Annotated in this window: 15 protein-coding genes; 2 read left to right on the top strand and 13 right to left on the bottom strand. The window is 44.7% G+C overall.

Features of this window, described 5'->3' with window-relative positions; translation table 11 throughout:
* Positions 1 to 11: 11 nt before the first annotated feature.
* The 3 genes from nadE to ACN6NF_RS03745 form a co-directional block, all read right to left on the bottom strand.
* Positions 12 to 821, bottom strand: a complete 810-nt coding sequence (gene nadE / locus ACN6NF_RS03755; protein ID WP_474315265.1) for an ammonia-dependent NAD(+) synthetase — start codon at positions 819 to 821, stop codon at positions 12 to 14.
* Between the two features lie 101 nt (positions 822 to 922).
* Entirely contained in the window at positions 923 to 1,357 is a 435-nt protein-coding gene (locus ACN6NF_RS03750) for a BrxA/BrxB family bacilliredoxin (RefSeq protein ID WP_013369388.1), read from the bottom strand.
* Between the two features lie 142 nt (positions 1,358 to 1,499).
* A complete protein-coding gene (locus tag ACN6NF_RS03745) occupies positions 1,500 to 3,239 on the bottom strand; it encodes a two-component system sensor histidine kinase NtrB (protein ID WP_474315262.1) in 1,740 nt (579 codons plus the stop codon).
* Positions 3,240 to 3,533: 294 nt separating this feature from the next.
* On the opposite strand from ACN6NF_RS03745, the gene ACN6NF_RS03740 reads away from it, so the two are divergent.
* Positions 3,534 to 4,799 carry a BaiN/RdsA family NAD(P)/FAD-dependent oxidoreductase gene (locus ACN6NF_RS03740; protein WP_474315261.1) on the top strand — a complete coding sequence of 422 codons (1,266 nt, stop codon included), beginning with the start codon at positions 3,534 to 3,536 and terminating at the stop codon, positions 4,797 to 4,799.
* A 148-nt stretch (positions 4,800 to 4,947) separates the two neighbouring features.
* Here ACN6NF_RS03740 and ACN6NF_RS03735 read toward each other — a convergent pair whose 3' ends face one another.
* The 6 genes from ACN6NF_RS03735 to ACN6NF_RS03710 form a co-directional block, all read right to left on the bottom strand.
* The gene (locus ACN6NF_RS03735; protein WP_474315385.1) at positions 4,948 to 6,618 is read right to left on the bottom strand and encodes a ribonuclease J; all 1,671 of its coding nucleotides are present in this window, start codon (positions 6,616 to 6,618) and stop codon (positions 4,948 to 4,950) included.
* A 169-nt stretch (positions 6,619 to 6,787) separates the two neighbouring features.
* Positions 6,788 to 8,218 carry a YfcC family protein gene (locus ACN6NF_RS03730; protein ID WP_474315260.1) on the bottom strand — a complete coding sequence of 477 codons (1,431 nt, stop codon included), beginning with the start codon at positions 8,216 to 8,218 and terminating at the stop codon, positions 6,788 to 6,790.
* A 2-nt stretch (positions 8,219 to 8,220) separates the two neighbouring features.
* Positions 8,221 to 9,804, bottom strand: a complete 1,584-nt coding sequence (locus ACN6NF_RS03725; protein WP_474315259.1) for an amidohydrolase — start codon at positions 9,802 to 9,804, stop codon at positions 8,221 to 8,223.
* 134 nt (positions 9,805 to 9,938) lie between these two features.
* A complete protein-coding gene (locus tag ACN6NF_RS03720) occupies positions 9,939 to 10,652 on the bottom strand; it encodes a GntR family transcriptional regulator (protein WP_474315257.1) in 714 nt (237 codons plus the stop codon).
* A gap of 95 nt (positions 10,653 to 10,747) precedes the next feature.
* Entirely contained in the window at positions 10,748 to 11,560 is an 813-nt protein-coding gene (locus ACN6NF_RS03715; RefSeq protein ID WP_474315254.1) for a fructoselysine 6-kinase, read from the bottom strand.
* Positions 11,561 to 11,588: 28 nt separating this feature from the next.
* Complete coding sequence (locus tag ACN6NF_RS03710) at positions 11,589 to 12,557, bottom strand: SIS domain-containing protein (RefSeq protein ID WP_474315252.1); 969 nt, start codon at positions 12,555 to 12,557, stop codon at positions 11,589 to 11,591.
* Positions 12,558 to 12,842: 285 nt separating this feature from the next.
* Between ACN6NF_RS03710 and ACN6NF_RS03705 the strand changes: the two genes are divergently transcribed.
* Positions 12,843 to 13,475 (top strand): LysE family transporter, encoded by a 633-nt coding sequence (locus ACN6NF_RS03705; protein WP_474315382.1) that lies wholly within the window; start codon positions 12,843 to 12,845, stop codon positions 13,473 to 13,475.
* A gap of 20 nt (positions 13,476 to 13,495) precedes the next feature.
* On the opposite strand, the gene ACN6NF_RS03700 is transcribed toward ACN6NF_RS03705, so the two are convergent.
* From ACN6NF_RS03700 to ACN6NF_RS03685, 4 genes are all read right to left on the bottom strand, one after another.
* Entirely contained in the window at positions 13,496 to 14,836 is a 1,341-nt protein-coding gene (locus ACN6NF_RS03700; protein ID WP_474315249.1) for an amino acid permease, read from the bottom strand.
* Positions 14,837 to 14,988: 152 nt separating this feature from the next.
* On the bottom strand, positions 14,989 to 15,288 hold the full coding sequence (locus tag ACN6NF_RS03695) for a spore coat protein (RefSeq protein WP_474315246.1): 300 nt from the start codon (positions 15,286 to 15,288) through the stop codon (positions 14,989 to 14,991).
* Between the two features lie 16 nt (positions 15,289 to 15,304).
* Positions 15,305 to 15,490, bottom strand: coding sequence for a hypothetical protein (locus ACN6NF_RS03690; RefSeq protein WP_474315245.1), 186 nt, complete (start codon positions 15,488 to 15,490; stop codon positions 15,305 to 15,307).
* A 195-nt stretch (positions 15,491 to 15,685) separates the two neighbouring features.
* A complete protein-coding gene (locus tag ACN6NF_RS03685) occupies positions 15,686 to 16,108 on the bottom strand; it encodes a hypothetical protein (RefSeq protein ID WP_474315242.1) in 423 nt (140 codons plus the stop codon).
* Positions 16,109 to 16,212: the final 104 nt, after the last annotated feature.

Raw genomic sequence — 16,212 nt, 5'->3', positions numbered from 1 at the left:
ATGATTCATGCTTACACTCCTGGAATGCTTGTCCGCTTATGTGCTGTACGTATAAAATAGCTTTCCAGCTTTTCGCGGGCTGCGGAGTCAATTTCCTTGCCTTCCAGATAGTCGCTGTTTGCTTCATAGGAGATCCCCAGTTCCTTTTCATCCGTCTGGCCTTCCCACAATCCTGCTGTAGGCGCTTTGTCCAAAATAGCCTGTGGAACTCCAAGATAGCTGGCTAGCAAACGTACCTGACGTTTGTTGAGCGTGCTGAGTGGCGTAATATCGACCGCACCATCGCCCCATTTGGTATAAAAGCCTGTAATGGCTTCTGAAGCGTGATCTGTACCCACAACGAGCAGGTTCAGTTCATTCGCAAGTGCGTACTGAACCACCATACGTGTTCTTGCCTTTACATTTCCTCTCACTTGCGGAGTAATGGAACGTTCCAGCCCCATATCCTTTAATGCATGCTCCACTTCCACGGCAACCTCGTCCACGGCTTCCTTAATGTTCGTTTCCCCGGCATATTTCAGGTTGAACGCTTTAGCCACCGCGTAGCTATGCTCGATATCTTCCTGTTGACCATAAGGCTGGAAAACACCCAGCGTTTTGTATTCTTGTCCTTGCTCCTGCGTCAACTCATCTGTAGCCTGCTTGCACAAGGCGGCTGCTACGGCACTGTCAATCCCGCCACTGATGGCGATCAACAGCCCTTTGCTTCCTGTTTTTGTTACGTACGACTTGAGGAAATCCACACGCTTGCGGACCTCCGCCTCTACGTTGATCGTAGGCTGTACTCCCAATTCAGCAATAATCTGTTCCTGCAAACTCATCAGATAAGCACCTCTTTTTTAGGAATTTCCTTCACAAGCCAACACGCAAAAGCCCCGGCAAGTTTCGCAGGCGAAAAATGCGGGGCATAGCTTGAACAGTCTTACCGGCAAAAACGGTCAAATGCACTGGTTAAATCAGCAGCAATCTGATCTGCCGAGCGATCTTCAATCTGATGACGCTCGATAAAGTGAACCAGTTCGCCGTCTTTCAGCAGCGCGATCGAAGGGGAAGATGGCGGATACGGTGCGAAAAATTCGCGAGCCTTCGCCGTTGCTTCCTTATCCTGTCCCGCAAAAACCGTATACAGATGATCCGGCGTAATATCATGCTTCAGCGCTTCAGCTATACCCGGGCGGCATTGGCCTGCGGCACAACCGCATACCGAGTTCACAACCACCAGCACTGTACCTTTAGCATCAGGCAGCTTGGCCTCCACATCTTCAGAAGTACGCAGTTCCTGAATCCCAAGATTCGTCAGTTCATCGCGCATAGGCTGAACTGAATCTCTCATATATTGATCGAAAGACATAGACATATTCTTTCACTCCTTTTCACTAAATCATGTATACTACGTTTCTAATTTCATCCTGTGCCGTAGTAAAGGCATGGACATCTAAAGCCCATTATACAATCTTTTTCACGTAATTTGCAAAAAAACCGGTTACATCTTTGCACAATTATTTCTGTATCGAATTTATGACAGGAGGCTCAGAATGCTCCCGATAAGTCGGAATGGTTCTGCGCAGACGGACTTTAAACTGTGTGCCCATTCCCTCCACCGAATCTACGGCAATCGTACCGTGATGACGCTCCACTATACTTTGACATAAGGCCAGACCCAAACCTGTACCTTTCGTTTTGGTTGTGTAAAAAGGCTGGAACAGCTTTTCAAGCTGTTTTGGCGGAATTCCCGGACCTGTATCCCTCACTTCCAGTTCGATAAAATCCCCTTCCTCATGAGTAGAAATGGTCAGCACGCCCTTTTCCCCCATAGCTTCCATCGCATTACGGGATAAATTAAGCAGCAATTGCTTGATCTCCTTAGGGTTCAGATGCAGCATCGTTACATGATCCTCCAGCTTTAACTCGATCGTCTGTCCCCTCAGGTTCGCATCTGCCCACAATAGAGGCGTTAGTTCACGAATGATATCATGCAGATGACACTGCTCCTTCTCGACAATCCGATTCTGGGCTAGGGAAAGAAAATCATTAATAATCCCATTCGCCCGATCCAGCTCCTCCATCACGATGCGGTAGTAATGGCCTAGGGAATCAGGGCTTTTCTCGCGCATAAGCTGTAAGAAACCACGCACAACCGCCATCGGATTACGTATTTCATGAGTAATGCCCGCTGCCATCTGTCCGACCAGACTGAGCCTCTCGAAATTGCCCAGCTCACTGCGGAGCGTCTCCAGCTCTGTGATGTCCTGCAAGGCGATAATGACGCCAGTGGTTTGATTCATATGTTTATCCCGAAAAGGGAGGAAACTTGAAAAGAATACTTTAGGGGGTACATTTATAAAATCAGCGCCTGCTTCGCCTTGCAATGCTTTTGCAACTCGTTCGTTGACTACAGGCGAAGCGCTAAAACCGTACAACGAGTTTAAGGGACGGCCTACGACCTCAGGCAGCGTAATAAGGGGATCGAAGTCCCGGTAGAGTTCCAGCATCGTTTTGTTCATATGTATAACTCGTTCTTCGCTGTCCAAAGTAACCAGAGATAACGGCATCAAATCCATGACTTGACGCAGCTTATCCACTTCGATTAAATATTTGCTCGTAAACTCAGTAACATCTCGCCGTAGCGTCAGTTTCTCAAAGGAATTATGCATTAGACTTACGACCGCAAAACTTGCCAACACACCTACAGCAATATTCCAAAACGTAGTAAGCAGATCAGGAATGTATACTGAAATGTTCTGTTTGCCCCATAATAACGGTAATAAAGCCTTAAGCAGCATATCAGCCACAACATATGTGAAAATTACGAGCTTTTTGTCCAACAATGTTCCTCTTTGAAAAAACTTGACATGCAGTAGCATAAAAGGAAAAAGGATAAAAGCAGTGCCCACATACATTGGGGACATCTCTATCGACTGCGCTATAATTAGGACACCCGTCAATGCAGAAGCAGCGAGTACAAAGGAAGTGCGACGTGTACCGTACATGACGCCCACAGTAAGGGGAATAATACCGAGATTGGAAGGTAGGCCATATGGAGGCTGGTATTGAAAGAGCGAACATAGCAATATGGCTGGCAAGCAACACAAATAAAGTATTCCTTGATGAGGTCCGGGAAGCAGATGGCCTGCCCAAACCTTTTTCTTGTCTCCATAATCCGTTAATATAGAGAAAAAACCCGCCGATATAACGGCAAGGAGAACTTGGAGCACACTTTCCTTTAACGCAATTAACAAGGACTTCTCCCCCTCATCATCTTTCCTTGACGCCGTTAGTTGAATTAAAGCACAGGCTACAATATATTACAATATATGTGTTAAAATCCCGGTGTAGAACGACAAATTCTGCTAAATACCGGATATATATAAGAGGATCGTTTTTACGTTTTTTTACTTACTCCTATAAAATAGAAGATATACACAGCTACTGTGCTCAGAGTCTATCTAAAGAGACGGGATTACGATATGATGGAAAATTTGTTACGTGATTCTGAATTTTTTGAAAATTTGTTAACGAAAAGGAAGAGGTTTATGACTTACGACGTTATTGTGATCGGAGGCGGCTCAGCCGGCTTAATGGCCGCGGCTGCTGCTAGTGGCGAGGGCGCCAAGGTGCTTTTAGTGGAAAAGGGAAGTAAACTCGGACGAAAGCTGGGGATCTCCGGCGGAGGTCGCTGCAATGTCACGAACGCAAAAGAGCTGGATGAACTCATTCGCCACATTCCCGGCAATGGCCGTTTTCTGCACAGTGCCCTGGCTGCTTTCGGCAATCGGGATATCATCGCCTTCTTTGAACAACTAGGTATAGCCTTAAAGGAAGAAGACAACGGGCGTATGTTTCCAGTAACGGACAAAGCCAAAACAGTAGTCGATGCTTTGATTAATAAGGTACGCTCTCAAGGAGTCGAGATTCGGACAAGCTGTCCTGTTCAAGAGGTGATTTACAAAGAAGGTCATACGGCTGGCGTGCGGTTGCGTTCCGGTGAAATGCTGCGTAGCCGTAACGTCATTGTTGCTGTCGGTGGCAAGTCCGTTCCGCATACAGGCTCGGAAGGCGACGGCTATGCATGGGCAGAGCAAGCAGGGCATACCATTACGGAACTATACCCAACAGAGGTCCCGCTAACGTCAGGCGAGACGTTCATCCAGACAAAAGAGCTTCAGGGGCTCTCCTTACGAAACATCAGCCTGACCGTGTGGAATGCCAAACAAAAGAAGGTTGTCGTTCATGAAGGAGATATGATTTTCACACATTTTGGTTTGTCTGGTCCAACTGCTTTGCGTTGCAGTCAGTTTGTCGTCAAGGGAATGAAAAAGGATAAGGTAAACACGGTGTTATTAACTCTCGATTTACAGCCTCATAAACATGCTGATGAAGTCTACCGTGAGACGCTGGAACTGGCATCGGTTGATGCAAAAAAGGCGATCAAAAACGTACTTAAGTCTTATTTACCGGAACGCATGATTCCGTTACTGCTTCAGCAAGCTGAACTGCGTGAAGATTTGACCTATGATCATATTCCCAAGCAGCAATGGCAAGAACTCGCCCATCGAATCAAGGCGTTTCCCATTCGTGTGAATGGTACGCTCTCGCTGAAGGAAGCATTTGTTACCGGGGGCGGTGTGAACTTGAAGGAAATTAATCCGAAAACAATGGAATCCAAGCTGATGCCTGGATTGTTTTTCTGCGGTGAGATTCTGGATATTCACGGCTACACTGGAGGCTATAATATTACGGCGGCGTTTACGACAGGGCATACAGCAGGGACGCAAGCGGCTTTAAACGAGATGCTGTAAGAGTGGGAGGCACTACGCCATTACAACCGCATTTTTTAGGAAAAGGAAATTAAAAAGACTTAAATCAGTTGTATCACTGATTTAAGTCTTTTTTTGATTAATCGCGTAAAGAATACGCTCTATCTTGTTTTGACGTTTACCGCTATTCCTAAACCTCAATAATGATAGGTAAAATCATAGGTCTTCTTTTGGTCTGGCTGTAAATAAACTGACCCACATTATCTTTTAGCATCTGCTTAATCAGGCCCCATTGACTCATTTCGATTTCTGTTAACTCGTTCACTGTGGTCATAATCGTGTCGCGAATCTGATTCATCAACTCTTCGGAATCCTTAACATATACAAAACCTCTGGATATAACCTCTGGCGCAGCGAGCATTTGCTTCTCGTTTTTGCTCAGAGTCATCACAATAATCAGCATTCCGTCTGAAGAAAGTTTTTTACGGTCCCGCAATACAATATTACCTACATCACCAGTTACCAGCCCGTCTACAAGGCTATTGCCGGATGGTACTTTGGGACCCAGGGATGCCCTTCCCTCTGCTATTTGAATCGTCTCACCGTTTTGGACAATAAATACATTCTCCATCGGAATCCCTACTGACTCTGCTAGCTGACGATGCTGGTGCAGCATTCTGAATTCACCATGTATAGGAATCAAATACTGGGGCTTCATCAGGGTCATCATTAATTTTAACTCTTCTTGGCTGCCATGACCGGATACGTGCATCCCCGTGGCGCTGCCTGATCCATAAATAACGTTGGCGCCCAGTACGTACAAGTTATCAATGACTTGGGAAAGATTCCGTTCATTCCCGGGTATAGCTCCTGCAGCGATGATTACAGTATCACCAGGCAAAATTTCGATTTTGGGATGCAAAGAATTGGCTAGTCGAGACAGTGCAGCCATCGGTTCACCCTGACTTCCTGTACATAAAACTGCAATTTTTTCTGCAGGATAGCGCTCCGTTTCTCCAGCCTCAATCAACAAGTCCTCCGGCATATGCAAGAATCCCAGCTCCTTAGCCACGGACACCACATTGATCATACTGCGTCCCAGTAAAACAAGTTTTCTGCCTGTCTCCACAGCCGCGTCAATGACCTGTTGGACACGGTTAACATTGGAAGCAAACGTAGAAATGAAAACTTGCTGTTTGGCTCTGGCGAAAGCGTCCAAAATATGCCCGCCAACCAAACGTTCTGAAGGGGTAAAACCTGGTCTTTCGGCATTTGTACTTTCGGAAAGAAGCACTTTAACCCCTTGTTTTCCAATTTCAGCCATGCGATGAAGGTCAGGGAAAGGTCCGCTGACAGGAGACATGTCAAATTTAAAATCTCCAGTATGAACTACATTTCCTTCCGGTGTCTTGAAAAAGACGCCCAAGCAATCAGGGATGCTGTGTACCGTAGTGAAAAAGGATGCCTGAATCGAACCCGCCTGAATGGTTGAATCCGCATCTATAAGATGAAGCTCGGCATCACGTAAAAGGTTATGTTCCTTTAGCTTTATCTTAATCAATTCGATAGTGAGCTTTGTCCCAAATACGGGAATGTTGATCTGCTTCAGCAAATAAGGAATGCCCCCGATGTGATCCTCATGGCCATGAGTTACAATGAGCGCTCTGACTTTATCCTGATTTTCCAGCAGATAGGTGACATCCGGTACAATGAGGTCAATACCAGGCAAATTTTCATTAGGAAACTTGGAGCCACAATCAATGACGACAATATCCTGATCGTATTGAATGAAATACATATTTTTCCCAATCTCATTAACACCGCCTAGAGCAGCAATGAGTAATCTATTATCAGCAAGCATCAAGTTTATTTCCTCCTTAGGAAAATGCTATCCATATTATTTATTTTCCACGTAAACTTATGCACCCTATTGTGAAAGAAATAAGTAGCCTCCCTACATAAGAGGACTTGTTGCATAAATACAAAAAGAAACCCTTGTCTCTAACAGACAGGGGCCCTCACTTGATTGATTAGATACCCACCGCAGCCGATATCGCAGCAAATATAGCAGCAATCAGCCATAGGATCGGGAATAGTTTGAAGATCACCTTCAGCCACTGTCCAAAGCTGATTCGGGCAATAGCCAATCCTGCCAGCAGCACTCCGCCTGTTGGTGAAATGAGATTGGTTAACCCGTTACCAAATTGGTACGCTGTAACTACGGCTTCACGATTGATGCCTACAAGATCGCCAAGCGGTGCAAGTACAGGCATGGTTAGTGCAGCTTCCCCCGAAGAAGAGGGAACGAGGAAAGTAATGATATTATGAGCAAGCAACATAATAGTCGTGAATAAATAACTTGGCAATCCCTCCAGGACGCTTGCAAGTGCATTCAATACGGTATCTATAATCATCCCCTGTTCTGCGATAATCAGAATTCCGCGGGCGAGGCCTATGATCACCGCGGCGTAGATAAATTCACCGCATCCTTTTACAAAATTTTCTGCTATCTCCTTCTGACTCATTTTGGTGACAACCCCAACAAAAATACCAAGGGCAAAGAAAAGGGCGCCGATCTCCGTCATATACCATCCTTTGACCAAAATTCCCCAGACAATCGCTCCAAGCGTTACAATAAATCCACCTATAATTAATTTGTCGCGAAATGTGAAGACGACGTCCTCATCTGTGCTTTCCTTTATAAATTGCTCGCGGTTTATAATATCACTCTGAAACACGATGGATTTCTCCGGATTTCGCTTAACCCGGTGCGCATACCACATCGTAAAAGCAATAGAAATCGCCGTAAATACAAGCCATTCGATAAATCTCAGCCAGAGCTGAGGATTCCCCTCCACTCCTGCGATTCCCTGGGCAATCAACACCGAAAATGGATTGACCGTCGAACCAACATAGCCAATTTGCGTTCCCAGAAATAAAATAAGAATCGCTGTCATAGAGTCAAAACCCAAGGCAAACATCAATGGAATGAAAATCGCATAAAGGGGAATAATTTCTTCACTCATCCCAAAGGTAGAGCCTCCAAGACTGAAGATAACCATAGCAATGGGAATAAGCAAAATCCCCTTATTCTTTAACCGCCTGGCAAGAGCTGTCAGTGCACGATCAATGGCCCCTGTCTGCAGAATAATACCGAAGGAGCCACCTACGATAAGAACAAAAGAGACGACATCGGCGGCATTGATAATCCCCTCAATCGGAGCGCTAAGGATCTGAGGGATGCCCTGTCTCAAATCGCCGTTCTCCCCCATTTTGGGTACAGAGTGATAGGTTCCTGAAACGATTGCAGTTTTGGTCACACCGTTCACTGTCACTTCATGACGCTCAAATTGACCGCTGGGTACAATCCATGTCAACGCGGCGACTGTAATAATAATCAAAAATATTAAGGTATAGCTATGGGGCAAGGATAATTTCCATTTCTTATTCGTGATGTTCATGTTTATCCCTCATTCCAAGAATGGTTATACGTAACCTTCCCTCCCATAATGGTCAATATCACTTGGGCATCCCTGATGTCATCAGCGGATGCATTAAGGAGGTCGCGGTCAAAAACGGCGATGTCAGCATATTTTCCAGCCTCCAGCGTACCTGTCACCTCTTCCATATAACAATGTTTGGCTCCATTAATCGTCCATGCCTTTAAAACTTCGGATGGCGGCATTCCTTGGTCAGGATACCAGCCTCCAGCAGGCGAGCCGTCCGGGAATAATCGGTGAGAGGCTGCATACAGCGAATCGGGGACACTGGTGATAAATAAAGGCAAATCAGTACCTATGGTGATTGGCACGTTAGCTTCCAGCATGGACTTATAATTATAAAAGCGGTTTTCATTCTCTTTGCCTGCCACAGTAGACATATAAGCCTCTTCATAAGAGGGATTGAGCAGCAGAATCTGGGCATAGACCTCGGCAAAAATTTCGTTCTCTCCCATTCTGGTCAGATCATCTGGATGAGGATACTCCAGATCACTGATCGAATGTCTGATAAGGTGATTGCCCTGCTGCAAACGGCATTTTTCAATCATGGATACTGCTTGGCGAATTGCTGCATCGCCTTCTGCAGTTATGCAGCATTTGATCCCCTGGCTATCCGCTTCCAGAACAGAGGCTTCAATCTTCTCATAATCAACTGTCCTCAAATTCGTGACCCCAGGCATATCTGCGTAAGGCTCTAACATGTCCCCGGTATGATCTGCCACAACGCCGTCAAGCATCAGCTTGTAGCCTTGGAAACGAATAAAGTCTCCATTATAAAGTGCTTTATACTTGGTACCAATGCTTATATCAAACGGTTCAACAACCGGTTCCAGCGAGAAATGAAATCGGAGTGGCAATTCACCTGTTTCTTTCAATTTTTCTACAATCGGAAGCAGCTCGCTATGCCGGTCAAAGCCAATATCTTTTATAGAAGTAACTCCTCGTGCAGCCAGCAGGCGGCAAAATTCCATAAACTCTTGTTGGACAAGGCTGCGGTCCTGCATCATAGCTTGGAGCAGTAAAGCTCGTGCTTCGGCACTGCATTGGTCCGGCGAAAACTGATATCTCTCCTCAGCCAATCGGTTCATCCAGCAGTAGCTTTTATTTTGGTTGATGGCGATGACCGCCCGATCGGGAAACAATCCATCCAATAAGCTTGGCTCTGGGAGCTTACCCCATCTTTCCTCGTTCCAACCGTAAGCGGTTACATCATTTCCTAGCGGAAGGTTGTTTGCCTCTTGCAGCAGCAGTTGTACTGCTTCTTCACTTGAGGATGTATGCGTCAGATCTACGCCTCGATGCATTGACATATATCCGGTGAAAAATACATGGTTGTCATGAATTCCTGGCATGATAAAGGCATCGCCCAGATCATAGACAACCGTTTCCACTCCTATCCAGACGTGTGCCTCTTCGAGGCACCCCACTGCTGCAATACGTTCTCCTCGCACTGCAACAAACCCGGGCGAAGCTTCATTTTCCAATCCATTAAAAATAGCATTGGAGAGTAAAACTTTGTCTGCTAATATATCGTTCTTCCCTTGCACAGTTTCACCACCTCACGATTGATTCATCTAACAACATGACGTAATATAACGTTATGTTGGAGCTTCTGCTTCTCCTCATCTCGGATGGAAGCAGAAGCCACACGTACCAACTACCTTGCATAACAGGCAACGGATTATATGGAGAATTGATAACGGTCTCCGATGATGTACTGCTTTCCTACATGAACCGGGCTTCCGTGCTGGTCATAGATCATTGTATGCATGTAAAACAATGCCTGCCCGATCGCCGTTTCCAGCAGCTTGGCCTGATTTTCATCCGCCAAAGCAATTTGTAATATCGTCTCTCCCGGCTGATTAGGATCGATGCTGTATTTTTGCCGCAGCAGCTCGTATACAGACCCTTCCAACTGCTCGTTCATTAGAAATGCAAAACGGTCATAAGGATAAAAATTGTTTTCTAGCATCAGGGGGCGATCATTCGCATATCTTTTACGCTGGATAAATAGCACCTTTTCTCCTGGCGATAGCTGCAACTGATGTGCAATTTCCTCATCTGCTTCTACGATTTCACGTTTTGTGACCACACTATGTGAAGAAAGACCATTGGACTTGCAAGCAGCCGTAAAGCTGATGACATGTTCAATCTTCCGTCCAATTTTGGGGATATTAACAAAGGTGCCCTTTCCCTGACGTTTGGTCAAATATCCTTCATGAACTAATTCGGCGATTGCTTTTCTTACGGTAATACGACTTACATTATACATATCGCTTAACTCTGTTTCGGTCGGTATACGGCTTCCCTGCGTAAATGTTCCATTATGAATAGCGGTTTTGACCGCTTTTTGTAATTGAATATATAATGGCTCCGCTTGGTCTGAATTTAACATCATGTACCCTCACTTGTCATATAACGTTATATCACTCTCACTTAGAGTATCAAAGGTTACATATTCTTACAAGTGGAGATATTCGAAAAGGATCGTCAATAATGAACGCCGTATCCGAAGGAACCTTCTACCAGGCAGCTCTGGGCGGCAAGCCTTGAGCCTTCTGCCATAGCAGCTTGAATGTTGCCTTTTTCCAAAAAGTTCAGTAAAAAAGCAGTTATATAAGAGTCGCCTGCCCCCATGGTATCCACAGCGTCAACGGAATCAGGCATTTGAAAATAGAACTTCGTACCATCATAGGCGATGGATCGGTCACCGCCACGTGTGGCGACCAGAATTTGTCCCTCTTTTTTTCGATTGGAGCGGATATAATTCTGTGTCTCCTCATCCGTCATATGGCTGCAAGAGAAAAATGCAAAATCGGCATACATAATATTTTGTTCTACCTGTGTATCTGTAAAATCATCTGAAAAATCAAAAGAAATAGGGATTCCTAGCGTCTCTAATTCAGGCAGCAAGTGGCCTGTATGACTGTACAAGCCAGTATGAATCAGGTCGAACCCGCCAAGATAGTTCCTGTCATCTTCGCTCAGTTCCAATGGAAAGAGACGTGTCACTCCCCCCTCATTACTGCCCAGAAATACTCTGTCTCCGTCTTCCAGGGTTACACGTGCGCAGCCGTTCTCACCGCTGTGATATCTGCACCGTGAAATGTCGATGTCGAGCTCACGCAGGGTGTGTTCTACATGCCGCGCTTCGTGATCGTCCCCGAACACACCTATAAAGGCTGCATCCACTCCCGCTTTTTTGGCAAACACACTGAAATTAAGTGCATTGCCACCAGGGTACATCAGGCGCAGATGAACATATTTATCTACCACATTATCGCCAATGCCTAGAACCTTCATGATGGTTTCCTCCTGTTGGTAGGTACGCTTAGTAAGCTACTTTGCCCATATAACGGCGAGTTTCCAATGGGTGATTGCGTACTTTCGCGAGTGCTTCACGATACACACATACAATGCTGTAGAATAACACCGGGTTAAAAAACTCTACTACTTCGTCTGCAATCGTTCCGATGCCAAGCTCCTTTGCATCAATCACTTCCACTTTCTCGGCATACTGATTCAGGAAAGTCTGTGCCCGCTCATCCAGCGCCCGTGTACGTCCTTCGTTGATCATCAGAATAAATGGAGTTTCCTTATCCGTTACTTCAAATGGGCCATGGAAGAATTCACCGGAATGGATAGAAGCTGCATGGAGCCATTGCATTTCCATCAGCGAGCAGATGGCAAATCCGTAAGCATGTCCATAAGACGCTCCGCTGGTCAGGATATAGAAGAGTTCCTCGTTGCGGTATCTGTCTGCGAATACTTGGGCACGTGGTTCAACTTGGACTTTGGCACGGTTAATAATCCCATTGATTGCACCCAATCCGTTCTGGAAAGCCGGGTAATGCGCATATCCCTCAGCGATTTGAAGCAGTTCAACCGTAAGTTCTAAAATAATGGCCATCGGGTTGTTTTTAACATCGCTCTCATCACCCCACTCGTAGAGGAAGGAATAATCCGAATAGTTGAGCAGGTTCGCTTCACTATTGTGGGTTAAGCCGATGGTATAAGCACCTTTCTCTTTGGCTGATTTAGCAGCCGCGACCGATTCTGGAGTATTTCCACCGTGGGAACAAACGATGACCACTGAGTGTGCTCCCAATCGTTTAGGCAACGCATGTACAAACTCATTCGCTGTATACATGCCTGCTACCAGTTTCTTTGCTTCACTATCCAGAAAATATTTTGAAGGATACATATCAACTAGTGAGCCCCCGCAGGCTACTAAATAAACCTCAGAAATCTTCCCATTCGCTTGTTCATAAATCGTCTGAACTGTCTGTTGTACATTCATTTTTTATCTCTCCTTTTATATAACGTTATATAACGTATTGTCTACGAGATAAATATAAGCGCTTTCATTAAAAGTGTCAAGCCCCCTTATAAAAAAGGCTCTAACCCTCTTGTATGAGGATTAGAGCTCCTTTTGGGAGATTTAATTCATCGGTTGGGTTAGTGATACAGAAGGCTATGCCTACAAAATACGCGCAAAAAATATGGTCTTACACATGGGTTTGTCCGAATAAACTAAATGAGACAAATACATAACGTCCAATAAATAATCAAGGAGGAAAACACCATTAGTACATTTATCAGTTATGTTTTTCTGGGTCTGTCTCTTTCAGCTCCTATTGGACCTATCAATGCCGCGCAGTTAGATCGAGGGATTAAAAATGGATTTTGGCATGCCTGGTTTATTGGGCTAGGTGCAATCACAGCAGACATTATCTATATGATGCTTGTCTATTTGGGAATGATCCATCTTCTTAATTCCCCATTTGTCAAAGCTTTTTTATGGCTGTTTGGCTTTTTCGTGCTTGTGTATACAGGTCTTGAAAGCATCAAAAATGCTGGTGTGATTTCAGAATCCGAATTAAGGGGAAATGGTAATACCCTGACCAACTCTTTTGTAGCTGGCTTTCTGATGTCGTTGTTTAATCCTCTCTCCATCCTTTTCTGGCTTGGAATTTACGGGTCCATACTGGCCAACGTCGCTAATACTTATCCAGTACAACAGCTATTGATTTACAGCGGAGCGATTGTACTAGGCGTGTTGGCCTGGGATGTGACGATGGCAGCCGCTTCAAGTGTTTTCCGTAGATTTCTCAAACCTGGATTGCTTAAAACCATCTCTTGGATGTCAGGTCTGTCTCTTGTAGGCTTTGGCTTTTATTTTGGTGTACAGGCATTTCAATTACTTTTTTTACGTTAACGCTTGTCTTCTTCATAAAGTTAACGAGATTCCTTGCCGTGCTTTCGACGCACCCATTGTACAATGAGGTCACATATTGCAATTAACAAGACCAGCAGTAAACTGATGTAAACACCAGGGCGGCTAAGCTTATGAAAAAAGGCGCCAACTACAGCCAAAGCGATCAGCAATAATCCAATCCAGCGTTTAATATTGCTCGATGTGCTTGATTCCAGTAACTTACCTGAAGACAGCAAAATAAAGCACCAGTTATATAACAGCATTAAGCCCGCAGCTGTTGTGATATATTCATACACTTTTCCCGGTAGCAGCAACGATAATACGATTGCTGAAATTAATCCAACAGAGATCAAACTGAGTGCATAAAGCGGATATTTGCCCTTCCACTTCCGTGAAAACCGTGTGGGCGCATCTCCTTCTTGGGCAAGAGTAATCATCATCGAAGTCTCTGCATATAGCGATGCTGTCATTGTTGAGAATCCTGCAATAATAAGGACTCCATTAAACAAATGAGGCACAAAGACCAGATGATCGCTACTGAGCGCAAGCACAAAAGGACTTTCCTTCGGATTAAAGGCACTTAATGGTACCATAGACACAGCCAGCCCAATCGATAGAACATACACTGCAACCAGCGTAATCAGCATGACCTTTCCTGCTTTGGGTGCTTCCTCCGGGTTTTGAAGTCGGTTAGACATAATTCCGAGCACTTCAATACCTCCGTATGCATAAAAGGCGAAAATAAAAGATGACCACAATCCTATGCCACCGGTTGGAAAAAAGTCTTTGTAGCTGAGTGGGAACTTCGGATTATACTTCCCTCCTCCGATCCAGCCTGCCAAAAGCGCAACCGCTAGAACCAAAAACATCACAAGAGCCGCTATCTTAATGATGGCGAGTACATTTTCTACACGATCAAAACCCTTATTGCCAAAAAAAACAATCACAAGCCCCAAGAGCCCGAAGCCTGCGGCAAAAATCCACATCGGTACCTGAGGAAACCAAAAGCGTGAAAATATAGACAGCGCGGTTAGTTGACTCCCATTAATAAGCAATTCTGAGAACCAATACACCCAGCCACTGCCGAAGCCTGCCCAATTCCCAAATGCTTTTTGGGCATACGAACGGAAAGAGCCCTGTTCTGGATGATCTGCCGTCATGCGCGAAAGGGCATCAAACACCACATACGTTCCGACTGCTGCCAAGAAGTAAGCAATCAGTACGGCTGGGCCACCAATGGAAATCGCTAAACTGGACCCGAGAAAATACCCTGTACCGATGGTGCCTGCAACTCCTAACAAGCTCAGCTGCCACCATTTTAGTTTTTGATCTTTTTGTTTGCCCGCTGAAGACTTGCCCATAAGAAATCACCCTATTCTGGATTTGAGACCGATTCTTTGTTTTTTATGATTCCCTTCTTCTCATATTTCATGTGAAGTCCAATTCAATTTGTAATAAAGAAGCACCAGCAAACTGATTAAGGTTTGCTGATGCTTCTTTTTAATTAAACGTTTCACATTTTGGGCAAAGAAAGTGCCTTGTCTGCATTTTGAATATCCATTTGAATTTGCTGATCCGGATCATAGGCGTTGTAGTAACCATTGTTCTTCATATAATTAAAAATTTGCTCATGAAGATTAACAGCTTTGCTCAATTGGTCACAAAGGACATTTCGAACTTCTGAGCTGGTGGACTCTGTTAAAGCCGCGGCGTAGTTTTTGATCCCACTTTTAGCTGAAATTAACAGATCTGAAGCAATCACCTGATCGGTCATGGGGGTCGTACCGGTCATATTCTCAATAAAAGAATTCACGTTATTCCTCCTTAAATTATACAAGCAGATTTCTAAGCTGTTGAATATCTTGTGTACCGCTGCTGATATCCTGCTGTAAAATATTTTTTAAATTTGAATCTGAGACTAAAGGAAGCATGGTTTGAGTTTTTGTGATACAAATTGTTTTAAACGTAAGCAGCTCATGCAATTCCAACTTTTCGTGAACTCCAAGTTTTTGCAAGATCAAAACCTCCTTTCTGAACTTCTTTTGGTATTTCCTACGATTGCTGCCCTTATGCACGATCCAAGAATCTTAGTTTTCACAATGTCCTTTTCACCTGTTTCTCATTATAAAAAAAGGTTCCTTCAAACCATTAGTCATGGTTTTGAAGGAACCTTTTTGTTCCAAAGTGGCAGCCAGGGCGGACACCATTATTCAGGTATGGACACTACCCGAAAAACCGTCCACTTCGTCTTCCGGTTGTTGATCAGAGCTGACGTTGTGTTCTTGTGTTGTGTTCGTAAACGTTTGGGAAGAGCCGTTTTTATACGCCTCGCTCCAGTCTTCATTGATGATGTGCGCTGGAATAATCCAATCCTCCGGACTATAGCCTGGATTTTGCACACCGATATTATTTTGATTACCTGGACGATAAGTGAGAACTCCCGTCTCAATGATACTTCCTTCGTAAGCTTGGCAAATCTCTAATGCAGACAGTACATCCTGGTTCTCTACGTGAACACTGAGACCTGTATCACCGTTCGTGCTGGCAGAGTATCCAATCTCCTTTAATGTTTCACAGGCCTGGGCGGCTTGCTGCGGATCACGAAATTGAAAACGGAAAGAACCCGTATCCATGTACTTCATCTCCTCTGAATTAATCTTATTTTGTTATTTGGGTTCATTAGCTATGTTATTTGTTAATATAACCAACCGGAACGGTATTTTTACATTCAAAACCT

This window comes from Paenibacillus sp. TSM33, assembly GCF_056099025.1.
Note: the sequence above shows the minus strand (reverse complement) of the source record. Positions and strands in the feature narration are given on the sequence as shown.

Excerpts from the sequence above, each read along its gene's own strand:
- nadE (WP_474315265.1), bottom strand. The coding sequence starts at position 821 with ATGAGTTTGCAGGAACAGATTATTGCTGAATTGGGAGTACAGCCTACG.
- ACN6NF_RS03750 (WP_013369388.1), bottom strand. The coding sequence starts at position 1,357 with ATGTCTATGTCTTTCGATCAATATATGAGAGATTCAGTTCAGCCTATG.
- ACN6NF_RS03740 (WP_474315261.1), top strand. The coding sequence starts at position 3,534 with ATGACTTACGACGTTATTGTGATCGGAGGCGGCTCAGCCGGCTTAATG.
- ACN6NF_RS03735 (WP_474315385.1), bottom strand. The coding sequence starts at position 6,618 with ATGCTTGCTGATAATAGATTACTCATTGCTGCTCTAGGCGGTGTTAAT.
- ACN6NF_RS03730 (WP_474315260.1), bottom strand. The coding sequence starts at position 8,218 with ATGAACATCACGAATAAGAAATGGAAATTATCCTTGCCCCATAGCTAT.
- ACN6NF_RS03720 (WP_474315257.1), bottom strand. The coding sequence starts at position 10,652 with ATGTTAAATTCAGACCAAGCGGAGCCATTATATATTCAATTACAAAAA.
- ACN6NF_RS03715 (WP_474315254.1), bottom strand. The coding sequence starts at position 11,560 with ATGAAGGTTCTAGGCATTGGCGATAATGTGGTAGATAAATATGTTCAT.
- ACN6NF_RS03710 (WP_474315252.1), bottom strand. The coding sequence starts at position 12,557 with ATGAATGTACAACAGACAGTTCAGACGATTTATGAACAAGCGAATGGG.
- ACN6NF_RS03700 (WP_474315249.1), bottom strand. The coding sequence starts at position 14,836 with ATGGGCAAGTCTTCAGCGGGCAAACAAAAAGATCAAAAACTAAAATGG.
- ACN6NF_RS03685 (WP_474315242.1), bottom strand. The coding sequence starts at position 16,108 with ATGGATACGGGTTCTTTCCGTTTTCAATTTCGTGATCCGCAGCAAGCC.